Annotated in this window: 26 protein-coding genes and 3 pseudogenes; 17 read left to right on the top strand and 12 right to left on the bottom strand. The window is 55.6% G+C overall.

Going from position 1 to position 20,618, the window contains the following annotated elements:
• Positions 1-376: 376 nt before the first annotated feature.
• Positions 377-820 (bottom strand): hypothetical protein, encoded by a 444-nt coding sequence (locus tag CKW07_RS01725; RefSeq protein ID WP_095143288.1) that lies wholly within the window; start codon positions 818-820, stop codon positions 377-379.
• Positions 821-1,871: 1,051 nt separating this feature from the next.
• On the opposite strand from CKW07_RS01725, the gene CKW07_RS25570 reads away from it, so the two are divergent.
• A complete protein-coding gene (locus CKW07_RS25570; protein WP_095143286.1) occupies positions 1,872-2,084 on the top strand; it encodes a hypothetical protein in 213 nt (70 codons plus the stop codon).
• Between the two features lie 466 nt (positions 2,085-2,550).
• Here the strand turns inward: CKW07_RS25570 and CKW07_RS01705 are convergent, their stop codons facing one another.
• Complete coding sequence (locus tag CKW07_RS01705) at positions 2,551-2,781, bottom strand: hypothetical protein (RefSeq protein ID WP_095143284.1); 231 nt, start codon at positions 2,779-2,781, stop codon at positions 2,551-2,553.
• 393 nt (positions 2,782-3,174) lie between these two features.
• Between CKW07_RS01705 and CKW07_RS01700 the strand changes: the two genes are divergently transcribed.
• Positions 3,175-3,681: a hypothetical protein gene (locus CKW07_RS01700; protein ID WP_218192019.1), complete on the top strand. Its 507-nt coding sequence runs from the start codon at positions 3,175-3,177 to the stop codon at positions 3,679-3,681.
• A gap of 417 nt (positions 3,682-4,098) precedes the next feature.
• Here the strand turns inward: CKW07_RS01700 and CKW07_RS01695 are convergent, their stop codons facing one another.
• From CKW07_RS01695 to CKW07_RS01685, 3 genes are read right to left on the bottom strand one after another with little or no spacing between them, the layout of a single operon-like run.
• Positions 4,099-5,304, bottom strand: coding sequence for a methylaspartate mutase (locus CKW07_RS01695; protein ID WP_095143283.1), 1,206 nt, complete (start codon positions 5,302-5,304; stop codon positions 4,099-4,101).
• A 49-nt stretch (positions 5,305-5,353) separates the two neighbouring features.
• Positions 5,354-5,809 carry a cobalamin-dependent protein gene (locus CKW07_RS01690; protein ID WP_095079438.1) on the bottom strand — a complete coding sequence of 152 codons (456 nt, stop codon included), beginning with the start codon at positions 5,807-5,809 and terminating at the stop codon, positions 5,354-5,356.
• A gap of 14 nt (positions 5,810-5,823) precedes the next feature.
• Positions 5,824-6,948 carry a fatty acid desaturase gene (locus CKW07_RS01685; RefSeq protein ID WP_176465253.1) on the bottom strand — a complete coding sequence of 375 codons (1,125 nt, stop codon included), beginning with the start codon at positions 6,946-6,948 and terminating at the stop codon, positions 5,824-5,826.
• A gap of 111 nt (positions 6,949-7,059) precedes the next feature.
• On the opposite strand from CKW07_RS01685, the gene CKW07_RS01680 reads away from it, so the two are divergent.
• Positions 7,060-7,941 (top strand): LysR family transcriptional regulator, encoded by an 882-nt coding sequence (locus CKW07_RS01680; RefSeq protein WP_095143282.1) that lies wholly within the window; start codon positions 7,060-7,062, stop codon positions 7,939-7,941.
• 18 nt (positions 7,942-7,959) lie between these two features.
• Here CKW07_RS01680 and CKW07_RS01675 read toward each other — a convergent pair whose 3' ends face one another.
• A complete protein-coding gene (locus CKW07_RS01675; protein ID WP_256577001.1) occupies positions 7,960-8,946 on the bottom strand; it encodes a quinone oxidoreductase in 987 nt (328 codons plus the stop codon).
• 9 nt (positions 8,947-8,955) lie between these two features.
• Complete coding sequence (locus CKW07_RS01670) at positions 8,956-9,576, bottom strand: LysE family translocator (protein WP_095079639.1); 621 nt, start codon at positions 9,574-9,576, stop codon at positions 8,956-8,958.
• Positions 9,577-9,720: 144 nt separating this feature from the next.
• Between CKW07_RS01670 and CKW07_RS01665 the strand changes: the two are divergent.
• Positions 9,721-10,167 (top strand): annotated as a pseudogene (locus CKW07_RS01665) (AraC family transcriptional regulator N-terminal domain-containing protein); the annotation flags it as partial.
• A pseudogene (locus tag CKW07_RS01660) lies at positions 10,158-10,409 on the top strand (IS30 family transposase); the annotation flags it as partial. The pseudogenes CKW07_RS01665 and CKW07_RS01660, both read left to right, overlap by 10 nt.
• A 56-nt stretch (positions 10,410-10,465) precedes the next feature.
• Here CKW07_RS01660 and CKW07_RS01655 read toward each other — a convergent pair.
• Positions 10,466-10,681 (bottom strand): annotated as a pseudogene (locus CKW07_RS01655) (DNA adenine methylase); the annotation flags it as partial.
• 71 nt (positions 10,682-10,752) lie between these two features.
• On the opposite strand from CKW07_RS01655, the gene CKW07_RS01650 reads away from it, so the two are divergent.
• Together CKW07_RS01650 and CKW07_RS01645 are read left to right on the top strand one after the other, a co-directional pair.
• Positions 10,753-11,819 (top strand): IS3 family transposase gene (locus CKW07_RS01650; RefSeq protein WP_095143281.1). Its coding sequence is split into 2 segments (ribosomal slippage): positions 10,753-11,005 and positions 11,005-11,819, totalling 1,068 coding nucleotides; the frame shifts between segments, so codons are not numbered across the junction.
• A 53-nt stretch (positions 11,820-11,872) separates the two neighbouring features.
• Positions 11,873-12,058 carry a hypothetical protein gene (locus CKW07_RS01645; RefSeq protein WP_176465252.1) on the top strand — a complete coding sequence of 62 codons (186 nt, stop codon included), beginning with the start codon at positions 11,873-11,875 and terminating at the stop codon, positions 12,056-12,058.
• Positions 12,059-12,081: 23 nt separating this feature from the next.
• Here the strand turns inward: CKW07_RS01645 and CKW07_RS01640 are convergent, their stop codons facing one another.
• Positions 12,082-12,516 (bottom strand): hydrogenase, encoded by a 435-nt coding sequence (locus CKW07_RS01640; RefSeq protein ID WP_256577000.1) that lies wholly within the window; start codon positions 12,514-12,516, stop codon positions 12,082-12,084.
• A gap of 213 nt (positions 12,517-12,729) precedes the next feature.
• Here CKW07_RS01640 and CKW07_RS01635 point away from each other — a divergent pair, with 213 nt between their 5' ends.
• From CKW07_RS01635 to CKW07_RS01595, 8 genes are all read left to right on the top strand, one after another.
• Entirely contained in the window at positions 12,730-13,017 is a 288-nt protein-coding gene (locus tag CKW07_RS01635; protein WP_095143280.1) for a hypothetical protein, read from the top strand.
• The gene (locus tag CKW07_RS01630) at positions 13,014-13,229 is read left to right on the top strand and encodes a hypothetical protein (RefSeq protein ID WP_095143279.1); all 216 of its coding nucleotides are present in this window, start codon (positions 13,014-13,016) and stop codon (positions 13,227-13,229) included. The genes CKW07_RS01635 and CKW07_RS01630 overlap by 4 nt, the downstream gene beginning before the upstream one ends.
• Complete coding sequence (locus CKW07_RS01625) at positions 13,226-13,414, top strand: hypothetical protein (RefSeq protein ID WP_095143278.1); 189 nt, start codon at positions 13,226-13,228, stop codon at positions 13,412-13,414. The genes CKW07_RS01630 and CKW07_RS01625 overlap by 4 nt, the downstream gene beginning before the upstream one ends.
• A gap of 158 nt (positions 13,415-13,572) precedes the next feature.
• Positions 13,573-14,301 carry a hypothetical protein gene (locus CKW07_RS01620; RefSeq protein ID WP_095143277.1) on the top strand — a complete coding sequence of 243 codons (729 nt, stop codon included), beginning with the start codon at positions 13,573-13,575 and terminating at the stop codon, positions 14,299-14,301.
• Positions 14,298-14,861 (top strand): siphovirus Gp157 family protein, encoded by a 564-nt coding sequence (locus CKW07_RS01615; protein WP_095143276.1) that lies wholly within the window; start codon positions 14,298-14,300, stop codon positions 14,859-14,861. The genes CKW07_RS01620 and CKW07_RS01615 overlap by 4 nt, the downstream gene beginning before the upstream one ends.
• 235 nt (positions 14,862-15,096) lie before the next feature.
• Positions 15,097-15,555, top strand: coding sequence for a hypothetical protein (locus CKW07_RS01605; RefSeq protein ID WP_095143274.1), 459 nt, complete (start codon positions 15,097-15,099; stop codon positions 15,553-15,555).
• Positions 15,556-15,646: 91 nt separating this feature from the next.
• A complete protein-coding gene (locus CKW07_RS01600; RefSeq protein ID WP_095143273.1) occupies positions 15,647-15,994 on the top strand; it encodes a hypothetical protein in 348 nt (115 codons plus the stop codon).
• Between the two features lie 26 nt (positions 15,995-16,020).
• Entirely contained in the window at positions 16,021-16,836 is an 816-nt protein-coding gene (locus CKW07_RS01595; RefSeq protein WP_095143272.1) for a YfdQ family protein, read from the top strand.
• A gap of 45 nt (positions 16,837-16,881) precedes the next feature.
• Here the strand turns inward: CKW07_RS01595 and CKW07_RS01590 are convergent, their stop codons facing one another.
• Complete coding sequence (locus CKW07_RS01590; RefSeq protein ID WP_095143271.1) at positions 16,882-17,196, bottom strand: hypothetical protein; 315 nt, start codon at positions 17,194-17,196, stop codon at positions 16,882-16,884.
• Between the two features lie 81 nt (positions 17,197-17,277).
• Between CKW07_RS01590 and CKW07_RS01585 the strand changes: the two genes are divergently transcribed.
• Positions 17,278-18,135: a phosphoadenosine phosphosulfate reductase family protein gene (locus CKW07_RS01585; RefSeq protein ID WP_095143270.1), complete on the top strand. Its 858-nt coding sequence runs from the start codon at positions 17,278-17,280 to the stop codon at positions 18,133-18,135.
• On the opposite strand, the gene CKW07_RS01580 is transcribed toward CKW07_RS01585, so the two are convergent.
• On the bottom strand, positions 18,132-18,551 hold the full coding sequence (locus CKW07_RS01580) for a hypothetical protein (protein ID WP_095143269.1): 420 nt from the start codon (positions 18,549-18,551) through the stop codon (positions 18,132-18,134). The two genes, CKW07_RS01585 and CKW07_RS01580, sit on opposite strands and share 4 nt — an antisense overlap.
• A 49-nt stretch (positions 18,552-18,600) precedes the next feature.
• Here CKW07_RS01580 and CKW07_RS01575 point away from each other — a divergent pair, with 49 nt between their 5' ends.
• Positions 18,601-20,322 carry a DNA cytosine methyltransferase gene (locus tag CKW07_RS01575; protein WP_095143268.1) on the top strand — a complete coding sequence of 574 codons (1,722 nt, stop codon included), beginning with the start codon at positions 18,601-18,603 and terminating at the stop codon, positions 20,320-20,322.
• Here CKW07_RS01575 and CKW07_RS01570 read toward each other — a convergent pair.
• Positions 20,319-20,501 carry a hypothetical protein gene (locus tag CKW07_RS01570; RefSeq protein WP_095143267.1) on the bottom strand — a complete coding sequence of 61 codons (183 nt, stop codon included), beginning with the start codon at positions 20,499-20,501 and terminating at the stop codon, positions 20,319-20,321. The genes CKW07_RS01575 and CKW07_RS01570 overlap by 4 nt on opposite strands.
• Positions 20,502-20,618 lie beyond the last annotated feature (117 nt).

Genomic DNA, 20,618 nt, shown 5'->3' with positions numbered 1-20,618 from the left:
TAACAGCGGCCTGAGCCAATTAGTTTGCCGAAACCGGTATTTGGGTCGGTGAAATTGTGCTTGCTTGTAGCCCCTCAAAGTCGATCGTACTGCCAAGCACTCACATTCAGCGGAATTGCGACGTATCTTAAAACTGATTATCCAGCGCCAAATCCAATATTGAGGCTTAGCCAAAAGCGTAGACCAACCCGAGTGAACCACCACCCCCACTGTCGCATCCGGTCACGGGGGGCGGCGTCAGCTCAGGCCGAGAAAAGCTTAACATCGTGTCCGGATTAGTTGGCCATTACAACAAAGCCCAGCACTCAGCCGGGCTTTACGTTTGACTGATTGTCATATGCACTCAGCTAACGCTTATACAAGCTAGCTATTCTGGTTAAAATCTCATTTGAAATATACTCACATATTCTGCGTTAGTTCTTTCGAACCCATTCCAACCTCGATCCTGAAACGCCCTTACCAGCTCATCACCGATGGCGCGGGGAACGACTACCCAGACTAGACCCGTTGCCCCATTTGGCCTTTTATCCATTTTCATGACATCTAGCGCGATTCCATCCATGAATCGATTCTCATCTCCTTCACGAAATATACCGAAGGCTTTAATTTCGACCCATTGATTTGTGCTTGTCACCAAATCGCAATATGTTTGGGTCTGCGGAAATTTAACTTCCCGCTCTGTTGACTCAGTCGGAGTCTTCGTAATATTGAGGTAGTACCACAGCTCCGCTTGAAGCCATCCTTCCCACCCGCCCTTGCTCAAACTCAAAGCAGCGGCATGTTCTGTGTTTACTACAGCAAGCAAATCATTCAAATCCATTGGCTTTCCCTTCCCTAAACAATAAAAACGGCGTCTATATTTCAAATAGGAATAAGACGTGGACACCCTGAAATTCAAAGCAGTGACAACAGTAGAATTCTGAGCCAAGTCAAACGCGATGAGCCTGCCTGCTGGCGAGTCCATCGAATAAAAATTCGGCCGACAAACGGATTTTCAGTAGAAAAAAGGGACCAAGGTAAGTCACAGCAACACGCATGCAATTTCTCATTGCTAGTCCCTTAGATAATGGCCATCCGTTCTGTTTTAACCGTAGCTCACTATTAAAAGCCCTGCAAGTGCGCCTCGTAGAGTCAATATCGCGTTCGCGTCTCCCCTTGCATCACCAGCGGTACAGCATGCACTTCGACAGATCGAAGCAAGAACCTCTATCTAATCTGAAGTTACCGACTGCCTAGAACGATTCGGCAGGCGGGTAGATCTCTCTTCTGCATCGCGATGCAGTAAGGAAACGTTGTAATCGTAGGTCGATATCAACGGCACTGGCTCATCATTCCGAGACATATCAAGCCATCGCCTTGTGCGTTCGACGTCAAAGAATTCGTTCTTGAACTTCATCTTCGCAACAAGGTTTGCCGAAACCCTGAAGTGTCCACAACCAGCTGAGCATTTGACCTCTGACCAGCCTCCAAGCGCGTGAACAGTCCTGGCGGCAGCCTGACAGATTAAGCACTTCATATTCGATCTCCATATCAGTGACCTATCAACTGTAGTCGATCGCCGGCCAAGGACATCCCTATGCCCACAGAAAACAAGCCTCCCCTGAAGCAATAGCGCGCTGGGCACGTCAACCAAGTGGTCCGGATCAGCGTGAAAAAACGCACTGGGTCACGTTCATGAAACGGCAAAAGAGCTCGCCCCACCAGCCACCTCAGGAAGGGGGCTGAATGGTCAGCAACTGGTGAGGCGAGCGCATCAACAGTAGCTCACCCACAGAGCTTGCCTCACCCCCTTCATCAGATTTCTACAACCCCACCTTCTGCCGCCGCACGCGGTATGGAGCATCAACGCCCAACCCGGGCAGAGGTATTCAATGAGGCGAGATCTGATAAAGATCAGCGAGTTTCAGCGTCGACGCTGGGGCGAAAACGGAACCCCCCAATGCCCCCAGGCCATCCGCAACCATATCCGTAATGGAATAGTGCCTGGCGAGCAGATCGGGAAACTCTGGTACGTAGATTGGACTGCCTTTAACCGGTCATGCGGTAACGATCTGGTGGCAATGGTATTGAAAGGAGCAGCGTGATGGTCCCAAGGCCGCGCAATACTGCGAACAAGAACCTGCCGCAGAATCTGTACTTCAATGCGCGGCGCTCGACCTATCAACCAAATTACCACCAAGCCGCCATGGCTCGATCCCGGATCACTTGATAGGTCGGAACCTCACAAAGGTCATACCGAACAGCCAGCCACCGATCATAGTCAGGTAGAGGGATTTGTATCCGGGGACTGTGTAGGCCAGTAAATAGTTGGGCGATGTGCTGGAGCGAGTCGCCTTTCTGCCAGTGATCCCACATCAGTTTTTTCTGGCTTTCGGTGTAATAGATCCGAGGTCTCTGCTTCATCTGCAACACTCCTTCTGCTTACACAGAATTTAGTTGTGTTGCATCGACCGGTTGAATCCACAGCCAAAAGCGGCCCGTCAGATGCGCCTACAAACCAGGACCGATTCACCTGGGTCGATTGCTGCCTTTGTCGCTCCCCGAATTCGCTCAATGCAACCGAGGTGGAGGCTCGCCGAGGGCTTGGCGCTGATACTCGTGAACAGCAGCGAATAGCGCTTCCGCTTCGAGGCGCAGCTTCTCCACTTCTCGCGCAGGCTGCGTCTCTTGCGCTTCGTGGTACCGGCGTAACGCCTGCACCGCCCGCTCCATCAGCGGTTCGCCTGCCTTCATCTTGTCGCCCAGGCTCTGGTCTTCCCCGCTATTTCTATCCTTGTTCATCAAAACCACCGATTCCGATTACTTTGCCAGCGGAGTATAGGCGTCCTTACGCGACTACCCGGTATCCTCCTGATGCAGAACTGCATTACTAATTTTACAGGCTGAGTTCGACCCAAAACGGACAGTCGCATGTATCCATGTAAGCCAGGCCGACTCACCTTGCTGAATGAGTTGCTTAACAAGTATCGATGGGGGGAGACCTTTCGTCGGCCCAGCTCCGTGAAGCGTCAATAGACTACGCTGGTCGACTACACTGGGCTTGAACTCAACATATAAGTGCAACGCTCACTCCTGAATGCATTTCGCACGGTGCCTTTCGGCTTTAGCGTTTTCAATGATTAAAGCGCTAAGTTCCCGAAAAACTGTCAATACCTAGTTAAACGAGGTGGCATTATGCTTCGCAAACGAATGGTTCTCACTGGCCTGTTTTTGGCACCGTTCCTTGTAGTTCACGCGAGTGATGAAGTTGCAAAAAGTATAACTGAGGGCAGTGTCGAGAGCCGTGTTGATGTGCTTTCCTCCATTCAGCCAGGCTTAGGGGTGGTAATGCATGAGTACGGTTATCGGTTTGCCAATATATACTGGGCGGCGAATGGCGGTAATTGGGGGCTGGCTCAGTACCAGCTAAAGGAATTGCGTGAGTCGCAAGAAGTGGCGGAGATTACCAGGCCACAAAGGGCTGGCATGTTGAAGGCTTTTGAGAGTACTTATCTTCTACCGCTTGGCCAGGCCATTTCAAATAAGAACACGAAGACTTTCAATGAAAAATTTTCAGAAACTGAGATCGCGTGTAATGCATGCCATACAGCACTCGGATATGGCTTTATTAAGTTCAAAGTGCCCAAGACATCAAAAGAGGATTTTTTAGACTTTACGCTCAAGACAGATCCTAAGTTATGAAGAGTTTCATATATGGCTTCCTGTGACACGACGTTAGCTATATCTTCTTTTTGGCCGACTCCTGTCGCTCGCCGGCTAAAGCTGGCGCAGTGTGAATGACTGCAATCGGCCAGTCACGAGAGACAGCAATCGCCAGTCCGGATCCGACGGGCTACGCTTGTTGACAAGTCGCCGCCCCCCTAGCCTACCACCATCTCTCAATACGGATCCTGGGGACGCCTGGCTTGCGAGGCGCAACTACGTGGTACGTAGCAGCCATGATTTATAATGCACCCGTACTGAAAGTACGTTTTTTCTGCGCGACCCTCTCCTCATAATGGGGAGAACCACGTTCTCTTGAGCTTATCGAAAATCCAAGCCAAAAGCTTGCGGTCAACAACTTAAGCGCACACATCGTATCCCTGTGCGTTTTTCAAGTTAGGCGGCGCCATCATAGGTGCGGATGTTTTGTCGCAATGCTGCCAAGAAGGAGAAAGCATTCTCCACTCGCTCACCCTCGAATCCTTGGTAATAATTTTTCGCGGTCAACACCGTGCCGGCTCCCCGTTTATTATCTGGGTGAAGGCAGTAAGGAATCGATAGAAAACCACTGTCGAATGCACTGAGAATTGCTTCGGACAAGTCGGCATCACGAGTCAACGTTCCTTCAATCAGCCGCCTCGAGGCGTCTAGAATGCGGGCATGCTCATGCGCGTCAAACGGGACATCCGGCAAGACACCATCCGTGTGCAGGCAATAACTGGCGTATTCCAATGCAGCGATGTTCTCCTCAACCCGAGGAATACGACGTGACTCCACCGGAGTCTTGATGATCACACGCTGCACGCCCGTAGAGCGAATCATGCCCAGCGCATCGCCAGTGATTCGACAAAACCCGCCCAGGGTTCGTGGGAAAAAACCCATAAACACGTACCCGACGAAGTGATAGCTGCCCGGTGCGAAGTATTCGCTGGCAAGTTGTTGCAAAGCCGTCACCGCGGCACGGTCCTGCACGGGCGAGGTGCCTTGGGCGTAGGAGAACGACAACGTCTTGATCCCGTGAGAGCGCAAAAACAGTCCTTCTAAAATATTGAGTGCAACCAGAATGACCGGGTCGCACATCTGCCCCATCATGCAGCCGGCGAAGCTCTCGATATGACTGTGGTCCAGCCCTCTGGAAAGCACCTGGCAGGCTTTTTCCCAGTGGCCGAAAGCCTCACGCAGCGGCGTACGGCTGTACGGCAAGCAATAGGAAATTGGCCCACCCTCGGTGGTGGCCGAGCCGATTTCGACCATGCGCTTGAAAATGTGCAGTGGATCGGGCGAGCCATGGCGAATCTGCACCGGCAGGAGGTAGCGGGCATGAATCTGTTCCAGCATCGCACGGGTTTTCGCCGCCGGATGATTCACAATCGGATAGCCATTTAGCATGGACGCACTATCAATCGCCCGTTGCGCCGCGTCGAGATCATTCACCCGGGTGAACGCATCAAGGGTGATGGTGCATACCGTGTTCGCGCGACTGGCCGCTGTGGCCTCCAGCCCTGCCTGCATCAGGACGGGGTCACTGAAGCCCATTCGCGGCTGGAGTACCGGACCGTGTACGTCAAACCGTTCAAGCACGTGGGTGTTGAAGTCGATCATTTCGGCATACCTTTTCCTGTCCCTGCTTTATCTGGATCAGAGTACGCGCTCATCGCGCGACCCGCTTTTCCAGGTAATGGGTTGGATACAACTGTGCGGAAACGAGCTCCTGAAAGGCATCAAAACTGTTTGCCACGCTGTCATCGAACACCTCGTCAAAACCCGCTGCCCGAAGCGTATCGCTGTGCCGGGCGATGGTCAGGGCGTCGTTTTCAGTGCAGATTTTTCCGCCGATATAGAGCCCTTTGATGTGATTCGTCTCGTTGCGAATGCGCTGGGCGAGTTCGGCGCCCTCGATGTAGCCGTGGCCATTGACAGTACTGATCACAACTATTGCGCAGCCATTGCGGTTAAGCCGCGCAATAACATCATCCATTGGCGTGTTGGGCCCCAGGTTTTCGACCTTATAGCCAAGGTCATTGAGCAGGAACTCCATGAACACTAGGTTCCAGCTATGGGAGTCTGATGGTACAGTGCTGAGAAGAGCGGTTTTGTTGAATGTCATCGTTAAAATCCCTTTTAAGTTTCTGTTCTGCTTGCGTAATACGGAAGTGCCTTCTGGAAATTGCGGAAGTTCGTTGTTACCGCGTTGATATAGCCCCAGTAATCGGCGTAATTAGTGGGAAAAGGTTTCGAGCCTTCGATCCTGTCCCGCTCGCGCGCGGTGATGTAGTTCGGCCATTCCTTGGATCTTGGGCGCCGATGGTGAAAGTCGTGGCACGGTGTATCGCCGACCATCACAAACACGCGGATGAACAAGTGGTAGCCCAGCATTTTGATCAGCCATAAGCAGATATAGGCAATGCGTCGAACAGCACCCGCAGCCTCCGGTATGCGCAACTCCTCACCAATAAATACACCGGTCGTGCTTTCGCAAATGAAGTCGATACCGCGCCGTTCCAGTACGTCCACGTTGGGCCAGGTGTGCTCGGCAGCCAGGCGGAACGTCGTGCTGATGTGATAGCCGGCGAATACCGGCACGACCCACGCCATGATGAAAAGATCGAAATGCCCCATGGCTGCTGCCAGCAAACTGACCGTGGCCCAGAAGATCAGCGTCAGCGCTGCAACACGGCCGTTCGACGCGGTTGCAGTCGCCTTCAATCGGCTCCAGAAAGAGCGCAGGATCGCTAACGGTGATAGCGCCGTGGAGACCAATTTGGTCCACATCGTGGCAACGCTGTCGGACGGTTTTAATCCCACCACCCCTTGCAGGTAAGACAGAGTGTCGTCATCCTCTGTGAGCAGGGTTTTGGAACTGTGGTGCAGAGCGTGCTCTTGCTTGTAGGTATCGAACGGTTTGAGCATCAATACGCCAGAAATAATCCGGCCTACTGTCAAGTTCATCTCACGCTGTTCAAAAACCATGTCATGAGCACAGTTATGGCAGATCATAACCTGCATCTGCTTGATACCACCGGTCGCCACTACAAAGCCCAGCAGCCAGAAAGTCACACTGCCATGCAAGTAACCAATGCCGGCCAACAACACCCCGAATGCTATTAATCCCGTTGACACAAGGATATGGTGGATGGGTTTCAGAATTCGGACCTGGTTGAGATCCTCAGGCAGAGGCTTGGCTGTCAGCCAGCTCAAAAATGGTTGTATGAACCCTGGAAGGGCGCGCATCGAGTTACGTATCATCCATGTGTCCTCTGCGGGTTTGCTCCATGCAAAAAACTTTAACGTGACCTCTCGTTATTTCGAATAGAAATAGGTGGAGATCGATTTTCCATTTTTGAGTACTTCATCAACGTGAACTGGGATGATCTGAAAGTTTTTATCTTCGTCGCCAAGTCGAACAACGTGACCGAGGCGGGAAACTCGCTCAAGGTTTCGGCATCGACGGTGTCGCGCAAGATCGCCGCACTTGAGGATTCGCTCAGTACCGTGTTGTTCTTGAAAAAGACCAACGGCTATTTCCTGACGGAAGCTGGCAGGGCGCTGCTTCCACTGGCGTTAGAGACGGAGGAGCGCTTCAAACTCATTGAGCGGCAGATGTCGCAGCCAAGCAATCGGATGGCTGGGCAGGTGCGCATCGATTGCCCGGAGCTGATGGGCACGCACCTGATCATTCCTGGACTGGCGGATTTCCGTGATCAATACCCCGAGATCAGCTTCGACTTCATCAACACGGCGGTGTCTTCAAAACTCACGCAAAGCCATAGCGACATCATTATCCGATTGCGCAGACCCGAAAACGGCAACTTCACCATGCGCCGGGTCGGGACACTGATGCAGGGCCTTTTTTGTTCCGAAGGATATGCCGCCGCCAACAGACTGCCAGCGAAGCCTGACGACTTGAAGCACCATCACTTGATTGGTTGGACTGAGGAAATGTCTTATATGCCGCTCGCGCAATGGCTGAATGAGGTGAGCGGCGACCAGAAGCTCTGGATGCGCGTGTCCAATCTCAATGCCCAGCTCAAGGCGGTAGAAGCTGATCTTGGTATCGCCGCGCTACCGACCTATGTTGCACACCAGTCAGGCTTGCGTCAGGTCCTGGCCGATAGCCCCCTGCACAACTCCGATATCTGGCTTCTGCGCAATCAGGCTACGCAAGGCGTAGGCCGCGTCGATCAAGTGGTGGATTATCTGACGGAGCTATTCCACAGCAAAACGGCGGAGATGCAATAGCAACCTTTGCATGGAGGGTCATGGCACCAGGATCAGTGAGCCCTGGGTTTGCCTTTCCTGCACGATGCGGTGCGCCTCGGCAGCCATGGCGAGCGGTAAGCGCGTTATCTGGGGCCTACGAATCAAACCTTTGGACAAGGCCATCAGAACCTGTGCCGAGCTGGTGGTGAGTTCGGCGTTCTGACCGATGTAGTGCTTCAAGGACGGCCGCGTCACATGCAGCGAGCCCATTTGTCCAAGCCGCGATAGATTGAACCCCGTTACGTCGCCCGACGCATTGCCAAATAGCACCAGATGACCGCGCTGGCGCAAGCTCGCCAATGACAGCTCCACGGTAGCGCGCCCGACAGAGTCGAACACGGTATGAGCGCCCTTGCCGTCGGTCAATTCACGAATGAACGACAATGTTCCCGGAGCGTCGGAGTCAAGGGCAGCGAAGCAGCCAGCATCCAACGCTTGGCGTCTTTTAGCTTCGGTTGAAGCAAGACCGATGACGCGCACGCCCCTGGCGGCGAGCCAGCCCGTGGCAATGCTCCCCACGCCGCCGGCAGCAGCATGCCAGACGACCCAGTCGTCAGGCTCGAGCGGTACGCAGCGATAAGTCAGGTATTCGGCGGTCAGTCCCTTGAACATCAACGCAGCGGCGATTTCGCTCGGTACGTCATCGGGCAATCGAATCGCGCGCATGGCTGGAAGTACAGCGTGACTGGCGTAGCTGCCCGTCGAGCTGTCGATGAATGCCACCCGGTCGCCGGGGATGAAACCTCGCACTTGCGGTCCACATTCGACGACGCGCCCCGCGCCCTCCACGCCCAAGCTCCTTGGAAAGGGAGAACCATCCTCAAGCGCGCCAGAGCGCCGATGCAAATCAATAAAGTTGACGCCGGCCGCCTCGATAGCGACGGTGATTTCTCCGGGGCCGGCGGCACGCAATTCGTACTCCCGTAGCTCGAGGACGTCCGGCTTCCCAGGAACGGCGAAGACAACAGCATGGGCATGGGTCATGGAGACTCCTTACAGAGAACCGGTACGCAGGAAAATCCAGACCGCTACCGCGATCAGCATCAGTCCAAACATCGCGTTCTGGAACACCAGCAGTTTGGGCCGCGCCTGGATCAGTTTCTGCACGGTCGACCCCATCGATACCCAGATGACGTGCGAGAAGAAATTCAGCGAAATCAGCGCAGCGCTCAAGATCAGCACAACGCTGCTGCTTGTCTCGCCAGAGGGCGTGAAGGTGGAAAACATCACCAGCAACATCACTATTCCTTGCACATTGCCCAACTGCACAACGATGCCGTCTCGAAACTGCAAGTGTATGGCTTTGTCGCCGGGCGCTTTCAGCGGGCGACGCAGCAGCCGCACCCCAAGCCACAAGATGTAGAAGCTGCCTAGCACTTGCAGTACCCAAACCAGCCTCGGGCTGTTCATCAGCGTGTGATAAAGCCCTAACCCGACCAGCACCGCGAGCAAGAAATAAGTGATGTCTAGGCCGACGATAAACCGGAACGAACGACGTACACCGCTTTGTGCGCCGGAGGTCGCAACCATCAAGTTGCCAGGACCTGCACTCAGGGTCAGCGGTGCCATGGTTGACAGCCAAAGCAGCCAGTTGATGCTGAATATTTCTTGCACGCTTTTATCCTCAATCACGGCATGGACTGCACTCCCTCAAGTCTAATTCGCGGTCGCTTATAAGGTTATAGCGAAGAGCGCAAAGCGATATTCCATAAATGTGGGAAGCGTGACAGCGCTTTTTTGTGTCTGGGAGGATTGGTTTTGGCACTCCTGGACGGCTGCAGATGCAAAACGACTAGCCGCAAAAATGCGACGCCACATTACGCCTCGTTCATGGACGATTTGCTGCGCAGCTCGATGCTGCGCTTCCTGGAAGCCATGAGTCGCCCGGGCGATGCGCAGAAACTTGGACCGTCGCTGATACGGGAAATCTACTACCGGATCCTGACCGGCGAGCAGGGCGGCTCAATGCGTGCCGCGCTCAGTCGCCGGGGGCACTTCGGCAAGATCACCCGGGCGATACGCAAGATCCACAGCTGCTACCACGAACATCTGGACGTCGAAGCGCTCGGCCACGAAGCCAACATGAGTATCCCCAACTTTCACCTGCACTTTCGCAGCGTGACAGACTCCACGCCCATGCAGTACTTGAAACCGACACGCCTGCACCAGACGCGATTGTTTATGCTGCGCAACACCATGAGCGCTTTACGGTGGCTACCGACATCAAGGTCTACTTCTGCGATCCTCATCGTCCTTGGCAACGGGGATCGAATGAGAACACCAACGGGTTGTTAAGGCAGTACTTCCCGAAAGGGACTGACCTGGCGGAGCACTCGCAAGCCACGCTCAATGAAGTGACCAGGTAGCTAAATAGCCGCCCTCGGAAAACACTAAACTACGAAACACCTGCGGAACGATTTAGCCAATCTGTTGCATCGACCGGTTGAATCCACAGTCGATTTCTGACTGTCGTCACCGGCGGCTTTAGATGAAAGCGGTCATTTCAAAACAGCCCTCCTAGCGCTGCTGGCTCCCAGTTCATGATCACCAACTCGCCACTGACCTCGGCCTTGCCCTGTCGCTGGTTGCTCGTGGTGTAGCGGATATCCAGCGTCTCAAAGTGAAAACCTTCGAACACCCGGCGAATGTCCGGGTGGTCGTTGATGCTGACCATTACCCTACCCTTACAGCGACGCATGAAGTCGGCCATGCGTTCATAGGGTAATCCCCCCTGAAAAAAGTACTCGTCAGAAGTAGAGTTTTCTCCTAATCGGATCAAGGAAATTTTGCGTGAAGACATCCCGTTTTTCGGACAGCCAAATCATTGCCATCCTCAAGCAAGCCGAGGCTGGAAGCCCAGTGCCAGAGCTGTGCCGAGAGCACGGCATCAGTTCGGCCACCTTCTACAAGTGGCGCGCCAAGTTCGGCGGCATGGACGCGTCGCTGATGGCTCGACTGCGTGAGCTTGAGGAGGAGAACCGTCGCTTAAAGAAGATGTATGCCGAGGAGCGCCTCAAAGCCGAAATCATCCAGGAAGCGATGGCAAAAAAGTGGTGAAGCCATCTCGGCGACGAGAGATGGCGCAGCACGCTGTACGCTCAGGAAAAATCAGCATCAAGCTGGCGTGTATGGCCTTCGGGGTCAGCCACTGCTGCTATCGCTACCAACCGCGTCTGTCGACGGAAAATACCGAGATTGCCGATCACCTGATTCGGCTTACGCATAACCAGCGTAACTGGGGCTTTGGCTTGTGCTTCCTGTATCTGCGCAATGTGAAGGGCTATCGCTGGAACCACAAGCGGGTGTACCGGATTTACCGCGAACTGGAGCTGAACCTGCGGATTAAACTGCGCAAACGCATCGTGCGGGAAAAGCCCGAGCCACTGGCTGTTCCCAAAGCGATCAATCAGTGCTGGTCGATGGACTTCATGCACGATCAACTAGCCGACGGACGCAGCTTTCGGATTTTCAATTTGATTGATGACTTCAACCGCGAAGCCTTGAGCATGGAAATTGATCTGTCGCTACCGGCCGAGCGAGTGGTGCGCGCACTGGATCAGGTGATTGAGTGGCGGGGTAAACCACAAGCCATCCGCAGCGATAACGGCCCTGAGTACATCAGCACGAAGTTGACGCTGTGGGCCGAAAAACAGGGTGTCCGCCTGGAATACATTCAACCGGGTAATCCGCAGCAGAATGGCTATGTTGAGCGCTACAACCGCACCGTGCGCTATGACTGGCTGGGTCATTACCTGTTTGAATCAATCGCCGAAGTTCAGGAGTACGGCACAAACTGGATCTGGACATACAATCACGAGCGTCCGAACCCCAAACAGAAGTTGGCCCTGGTGGCCTGACCTCTACTTTTGGTGAGTACTAAAAATGGGGGGATTACCGCTTCGCGGCCGGCTTGAAGGATGCGCAGGGCGAAGAAGTGGGCAGCTACAAAGGCTACGTGCCGAACTTCTTTCCGGGTGACCACTACGGCGATTACCTGATCCTCAACATTGATCTGGAAACCGGCCAGATCAAGAACTGGAATAAGCCATCCGCCGGCGACATCGAAAAGATGCTCGCTCATGGCGAACACGACTGACCACCAGCCTCACCTCTGCCCATTCAACGAGTGGCTGCTGTTTTACGCAACCCCCACAGCATGAGAACAACAGCGACAATGATGGCGACTCCCACAGTTACAAACCCTGTCGTCACCAAGGCCTCCTGCCACGGTTCCCCCATGCGTCCACCACTCGCGATAGGCGACACAGACATCGTCCCGAGAACCGCAGCCAGTACCGTAAATGCCCAGTTTGAATAAGTGCCGTAAAGAGCCATCCAGTACGCAACTGCCTTTGTGCGTGGGACGAGGTGTATCTCCATCCAGGCTGCGCCAAACGCTAAGAGCAGGATTCCGTTCATTACCCCCTCGAGATGAGCAGCAAGCCCTAAACGAGGATTGCTGAACTGTTGCTCGAACAGGCCTGTGCAGAGACCTAGGAACACTAAGAACGTGCCATGCCAGAACAGTCTACGCCGAGCTTCGACCATTGCCATGGCGCCTCCCTTGATTGGTTGAAATCAGATGTTCAACACTCAACAACTTTAGATCACTCTCGACAAAACGCGGCTCTCCAACTCTGTGTGCCGCCTCCCCTTTCCCTCCGACACCACCCGCATGCACTCCCCTCCGCGCCCAACGGCAACCAGCGGAATGAATGAGTGCAGCCGAGTTTTGTTGGATCAATACCCGCCGCTCTGGAGGCGACCATGACTTACGAAGTGATTGTTGAAGGGTTTGTCCTCCAAGTGGAGGTGACCCATTGCGAGAACACACTGCCGTGCCCGGGTAGCTGGAACAGAGACTGGGATGCGCAGGGTTGTCGCGAGCTGGAGTTCAACGTGGTTTCGGGCATTTGCTACGACGAAGACGGCATCCGAATGGATGTTGATCCGTGGGCCCTTCCACTTCTGGCGAAACAGTACGGACAGCAGATCGAGACAGCGCTGTGGGTTGAAATCGACGCCAATCGACGCCGGGAACGGTGGGCAGCATGAGCGACGGAAACCACGAACTGGCCATCGGCATGCTCGACGGCTACATCGCCCGAATGATCGACCCCGAATGCAGCGCCATCGCCGTCAGGGCGTCAGCCAACACTGCACTCCTGATCTTCCGCACGCTGAACGTCATCAGCGCCAAGGAAGATGCTCACTACACCGAACGCTTACACCGCACATTTGAGTGCCGGCAAGGAAGAACCTCATGAGCACCGCACCGGTTAAATCACTGATCGACGAACAGATCGAAGACATCGAGCAGAAGCTGGCGATTATCGGCTTTGTCTCTGTCCCGGAAGAACTGGCCAGCCGTGAGTTTCCGGTGGCCCTTCTACCCAAGCGCCTGGCACCGACCATGAAGGACCGTCGGATTGCGGTGAGGGTTCGACCGTGACATCCCGACAACGCGCTCGCCGGCTGTTGATCTGGCGCGGCTCATTCCCCGCCCTCACCGTCTTCACTTTTCTGATGCTGCTCAGCGCTCTCGCTGACCGCATCACTCAATAACCAAACCCATTTTAAACGCTGCGCGCATCGCGGCGAGGAGCCCTTATGTCCACGAATATGCGGATCTGGGATCGGGTCGACAAGACCGACACCCGCTACACCAAGCCTGCCGAGGTTGGCGGCCAGAAGATCACCAGCCTCAGTGGCACCGCGATGATCATGAAAGCCACTGAGATCTTCGGACCAGTTGGTCTCGGGTTCGGCTGGAGTGTTCTGGAAGAGCGCTTCGACAAAGGCTTCGAGATGTTCAGTGGCGAAGGCGACAAGCGCTTTAGCCTTGGCCACGAACTGAACCACACCATGAAGATCAAGTTCTGGTTTGACCTGGATGGCAAGCGTGGTGAGTTGGAGCAGTACGGCTGCACGCGCTACCTCTACAAATCGATGTACGGCACCACAACCGACGGAGAGGCGCCGAAGAAGTCCCTGACCGACGCCATCAAAAAATCCCTGTCGATGCTTGGCTTCAGCGCTGACGTGTTCCTTGGAATGTTTGACGACGACGAGTACGTCAACCATTTGAAGGATGAACAGCGATTGGAGCGTGCGGAAGACAAACCCGCTGAAGAGCGGCGGCAGAAACAGGAACAACACGACTACTTCAACTCAGTGATCGAGACCATGCAAGGCGCGCAGTCCCTTCAGGAACTCAAGAAGCTCCATGACCATGCCGTGCGCCGGCTCACCATGCGCAAGGACGACACGGCGGTCAAACGCATCGCCAAAGAGTTCAAAAAGCTATCCCCTAAATACGACCAGGAGTCGGCGGCATGACCCAGCTCTACGCACTGACCGGCAAGCTTGCCGAACTGTCAGCCATGACCGATACCGATGACGAAGGTCTGAAGGAAGCGCTCCAGTACGCCATGGACGAGATCCAGGGCGAGTTCGAGGTGAAGGCCGACAACATCGTCATGCTGCGCCGCAACATCGAAGGCGACATTGACGCCATCGACAAAGAGGTTGGTCGTCTGAACGAACTCAAGCGGGTCAAGAAAAACAGCGTCAGCCAGATCAGCGACTACCTGCGTCGGAACATGGAAGCTGCCGACATCAAGTCGATCAAACGCCCACTGTTCACCATCACCCTGGCACTGGCCCCGGAAAAGGTGATCGTCGACAAGGAGGACGAGATCCCCGACGACTTCATGACGGTCAGTACAGCGATCACCCCCGAGAAGAAGGCCATCGCCGCACGGCTCAAAGAGATCCGCGAACATAACGCCGCCATCCGCAAACGTATGGATGCTGGCGAAGATGTCGAAGCAGACCTGATCCCCGAACCGCATTGGGCTCACCTGGAGCGCGGTGAAAGCTCAATCCGCATCAAATAGGTGGCAGCATGAACGCATCCAGACCCTTAACCCTTCAGCAGGAACAGGCCCGTATCGACGCCGCGCGTGAAGCATTCATAGCCCGCGGCAAATCAGTGAAAGTACTTGTGTCATTCGAGTTCAAGCCAGCGCCAGCTCGCAAAGACTGGATAGACCCTGAAACGGTCCTCAAGCGGCGCCGCACCTCCCCAACCCCGGCCGAGCGCAAGATCCTTCGGAAACTCGCGGAGGTCCTATGAGCAATCGCAAACCTCACAACATGCGAGTCCGGGTTGAACGATCCTGCCGGGCATTGCTGAGATCGAACCACCTCGCAGTGGTCAACATCGACCCCAGCGGCCAGCAATGGATGATCAACTGGAAGAACCGCAGGATTATCCGAAGCCGGCAGATCGTCGACGCGATATTTGACGTGCCTCACCGTTGGACGATCTACATCAGCGGCATGTGCATCGACCAGGCCGGCGGCGAGTACCTGAAATCGGTGGAGATTGCTCCAGAGGGGATGTACCTGGCCAGCCAGCTTGCCGACGCCATCGAGCATTACTACACAGAGGTGCGCGACAGCTGCAACCCGCAGCACCTGATCGCGTACGGCTGGATCGCCATCCCCAGCGCCGTATCGCTAGATGAGGAGCAGGCCGCCAAGGTGTTCGCCGCCGTGGGCGTCTGGAACCAGCAGATAGCAGCATGAGACGTGTTAGCAGCCAGCGGCGCCAGCGCCTTCGTCAGCCTCAATTCAACCTTCCCCCCAGCGGCCTATTGACCACCCCGGAGAAACAGCCATGTCCACCCCTACCAATACCACCGAGTTCCTCGACGAGCTGAACGGCGGCGCATTCGCCAGCCAGATTGGCTACGCCCTTTCCGAAGTAGCCGCCGGGGTCGTCGACCACGGCAAGGTCGGGAAGCTGGTCATCACCCTGGACTTCAGCCAGGTCGGCGAATCCAGCCAGGTGAAGATCAAGCACAAACTCGACTACAAGGTGCCCACCAAGCGCGGCACTCGCAGCGAGAACACCAGCCTGGACACACCAATGTATGTCGGTTCCGGCGGCAAGATCACGCTTTTCGCCGAGAGGCACGAGCAGATCTTCACCCGCGAACAAGCCCCAATTGTCCCGCGCACTTGAACCCCATCCAACATAGGTACTGACGCATGTCTCTCAGCAAAGAAGCAATCCAGCACATCACCGATACCGCGCTCGAGGCGACCGGCAAGAATCTGAGCACCCACACACCGACCGTTGTGCTGCCCGCAGGCTGCCAAGTGATCACACTGGAAAAATGGCAAGCCGGCCGCAGTCGTTTCCGGGGCATCTACTCCACCCACTCGCTGGCCGACTTCAGCGCGTATGTTGCTGATCGAGCGGTTCCTGATGCCAAGGGTTTTATCGATCAAGATGAAATGACCTGCACGCTGTTGTTCAACTTGGGCAACGATGCAGTGCCAGGCCACGCCGACGACCGCGCGATACTGAAACTAAAACCATCCGCGGGCTACAAGGCGGTCCAGGCGATCGGCAGCCGCGCCATGACACAGAAAGACCTTAGCGACTGGATCGAAGACTGGCACCAGTACCTGAGCGCCATGGATGAGGCAGGCGGCAGCATGAGCATCGCCAAGGCCATCGCCGCGGTTCGCACCATCACCATCAAGGCGGCGACCGAGTCCGATCACACCGTCAGCGAAACCAGCGCCAGCCGCAGTACGCTGGACCAGATCGAGGCCCGCAGCAAAGAAACGCTACCGAGCTCCCTGTTGTTCAACGTGATCCCCTTCGAAGGTCTGACCGAACAGTGGATCAACCTGCGGGTTTCGGTCATTACCAGCGGTGCCCAGCCAGTGCTGAAGCTGCGCTGGGTAGGAGAAGAGGTTCAGCGTGAAGATATCGCGCAGGAGTTCAAGACGGTTCTACAAGACAAGATCGGTAGCAACGCAGCTCTTTCACTGGGAGCTTTCGATCCAAAGTAATAATCAGGCGGCGATCATTCTAATTGCCGCCTGACCCACCCTTACCTAATGCGAAGCCAGCCGGAAAAGATGATCCGCCAAGGCGGGTAAGTCTGCGTAAATCAAATCATTGATGTCGCAGGTACTGGTGTCCTTCTTACCGGTTTCAAGGTTGGCTTTCATGACACTGAGGTGCCGCTTAAGGTTTTGATGCCGGGGCCATCCATCCCCAGCAACCTCAAGAACTGGATTGACCAGTTCGCGAAGTTCATTGCATTGCTTCAGCAACTCCGACTCGTCCTTGTCACTCCATTGGAAATGAATCTCCAGCGCCTTTTTATAAGCCTGGTGGTATGCCTTTAGCTCAGTGATTCCAGTCACGTCTATCTCCTGCCGGCCTCATGCCGGACCATCAAGCAATAGCCCACTTCAACGAATCACGCCAGCCGGCGAGGATCCCCTATGTCTCCCTACAAATTGTCCGGGATGACGGTCGTCAGCTTTTCCGGCGGTCGCACGAGCGCCTACATGCTGCGCCAGGTGCTGGACAACAACGATGACCTGAGCGACCTGGTCGTCACCTTCGCCAACACTGGCAAGGAGCATCCGGCCACGCTGGAGTTTGTCCAGGAATGCGCCGAGCGCTGGGCAGTGCCGATAATCTGGCTGGAGTACCGAGACGACGATGAAGGCTTTGCCGTGGTGGACTTCGACACCTGCAGTCGGAATGGCGAGCCCTTCGAGGCCCTTATCCGCAAGCGGAAGTACTTGCCCAACCCAGTGACCAGGTTCTGCACCATCGACCTGAAGATCCGCATCATCCACAAGTACCTGCGCAGCCAGAGCTTATCGAACGAAGAAAACCCCGTGGACATGATGACGGGTATCCGGGCCGATGAGCCGCGCCGAGTCGTAAAGATTCGGCACCGCAAAAGCACCAGCGAGAGCAAGTGGGCCACGATGGTGATGCCCCTGGCCGATGCCGGTGTCGGCGTACAGGACGTAACCGACTTCTGGGCGGCCCAACCGTTCGACCTGATGTTGCCTACGATCAACGGCCGCACACTGGAAGGCAACTGCGACCTCTGCTTCCTGAAGGGCGCCAAGCAGGTCTATTCAATCATCGCGAGCGACAGGCCCAAAGCTGAATGGTGGGCCCGCATGGAAAGCTCGGTGGTGTCCGGTGGCAAGTTCACCGGTGACGGCGCCCGGTTCCGCAGTGACCGGCCCAGCTACCAGCAGATGCTCGACTACTCAGATACCCAATTCGACATGTTCGCCGTCCACGACGAGGCCATTTCATGCTTTTGCGGGGATTAGCTGTGTTTTAGCGCCGCAATAATCCCAGTAATCATGCCCGCAGAACCAAAGAAGATGGGCACCCAAAAAGCAATAGCCTCCCTCTTTGCCTTCTGCTCCTCTCGGATCAGCCTTCTCGCCTCTACAAGTCCTTTTTGAGTTAGATACTTTGGCTGCGAGGGATCATCGTCGAAATCCACGGCTTCCCAGAGCGACTTATCACTTCGATCCGGAAGCGGGACATGCAATTCATCTGCTTTTCGCGAGAGATATTTGGTCAAAACCATCTGACGCCACTCAAAAATATTATCGGACTCTTCAACATAGTGTTGCCAGTCATCACCAGGCTCCCGAGGGAATTTCTTTTCAACTTCCCTTTCCGCTCGGCGAATTTTCTTCAACTCACGTTTGTGCTCCAACCAATCTAAAAGCTGCATCCGTACCACTCCTTTAAATTTTTCCGGACTATACCGGCGAGGTGCCACTGTGCCCATCACTTACGGCTCGGTCTGCTCAGGCATCGAGGCGGCAACGCTCGCATGGAAGCCTCTCGGCATGCGCGCCACCTGGTTCGCTGAGATTGAAGCCTTCCCAAGCGCGGTGCTTGCCCACCACTACCCGAACACGCCGAACCTCGGCGACATGACCAAACTCGGCGCCCAGGTGCTGGCCGGGAAGATCGCCGCGCCGGACGTTCTGGTTGGCGGAACTCCATGCCAGGCCTTCAGCGTCGCCGGTATGCGCGAAGGCCTCGCCGACCCGCGCGGCGCCCTCACCATCAAATACGTGGAGCTTGCAGATGCAACTGACTATGTTCGAGCCAGCCGCCGTGAGCCGCCCTGCGTCATCGTCTGGGAAAACGTCCCCGGTGTCCTCAGTGACAAAGGGAACGCCTTCGGATGCTTTCTTGGCGCGCTTGCTGGGGAAGACTGCGAACTGCAGCCTTCAGGGAAAAGGTGGCCGGACGCTGGTTGTGTGTATGGACCCAAAAGAACAATCGCGTGGCGGGTCCTGGACGCCCAATATTTCGGCCTGGCCCAACGACGCCGCCGTGTGTTCGTTGTCGCAAGTGCTCGAAACGGGTTCGATCCCGTCGAGGTACTTTTTGAGCGAGAAGGCGTGCGCCGGGATACTGCGCCGCGCCGAGGCGAGGGGCAAGACATTACCGGAACAGCTCCTTTCGGCCCTGCGCTCCAGTGCGGATGTGGGAATGTCTTCGGCGAAGAACTCGGACCGTTCGGCTGCATGAACTGCGAGGGTGACGAAGGCCCGGCGCTGATAATGTTCGGCGGGATACCTGCATTCGGCGGGCATAGCCTGGGCGGCTCGATCGAGAGATCAGCCACCCTCACCGCGAAAGACAGCCGGCTAGACATGGAAAGCGAAACGTTCTTTGTGCAGTCTGAAGTTATCGGTGCTCTCACCAGCCACGCCTACAGCGGCGGTGCAGGAGGTCGACCGGACGGCGCAGCGGCTGGTCACTTCCTTGCTGTGGCTCCCTCACTCCGGGCCCAGGCGCAGAGCAGTCATCGCGCAGACTCGGAAGCATTCATCGTGGCCGGCACGCTGAACGCCAATGGCAAGGCTGCCGGCAGCGCTACTCAGCAAGACGCAGAGTCAGGCCTTCTGGTGGTGCATGGCACGCAAGACCCAGGTGTCAGCGACAGGCTTGCCTTTGCCCTAGGTCGAAACAACGGTGCGGAAAACGCAGTGCTGGCCTTTTCCTGCAAGGATCACGGCGCGGATGCCGGGTCATTGGCGCCGACACTACGGGCCATGAACCACTCCGGAAGCCATGCAAATGCCGGGGGCCAGGTCGCCGTGTGCATCACGGGCGAAATCACTCACACGTTGAAGGCCGACGGCTTCGACGGAAGCGAGGATGGCACAGGACGTGGACAGCCAATTGTTGCCTGTCGCGAAATTGCCCAGACCCTGACCAGCAACTACGGAAAGCAGGTCGACAATACTGACTCAGCCCTGGGGCTCAACGTTGTGTCCGGAGCAAGCTCGGTTCGGCGCCTCATCCCCCGCGAGTGCGAACGCCTCCAAGGCATGTCCGACGACTACACGCTGATCCCTTGGCGCGGCAAACCTGCCGGCGAGTGCCCGGACGGACCGCGCTACAAGGCGATCGGGAACAGCAAAGCGGTCACCGTCGTTCGCTGGATAGGAATGCGGATTCTGCGGCAGTTGGACCCGGGTTAGTCGTCAGCCAGTCTGAACTGCAACTCGACCGGCGCACCTGGTGCTTTCGTTTCCCTGATCTGCACATGCCGAGCACCGCACTCGGCACAGATGAATGCTTGAGTTCCAACATCCTTGTCATAATGCATGTCGACTTCAGTGTCCTTACCGCATTTCTGGCAAACGAATTTGACGGTCATTGCAGTAACTCCGAATGAAGTGAGCGCTCATCCTGAGCCTCTATTTTCAACCCTTCAAGTACTTCCCCTATCAGCTGTAATCGACCATTCGTCGAGCCCATTCACCTCTCCTCCACC

The organism is Pseudomonas sp. Irchel s3b6 (genome assembly GCF_900187415.1).
Taxonomy (GTDB): Bacteria; Pseudomonadota; Gammaproteobacteria; order Pseudomonadales; family Pseudomonadaceae; genus Aquipseudomonas.
Note: the sequence above shows the minus strand (reverse complement) of the source record. Positions and strands in the feature narration are given on the sequence as shown.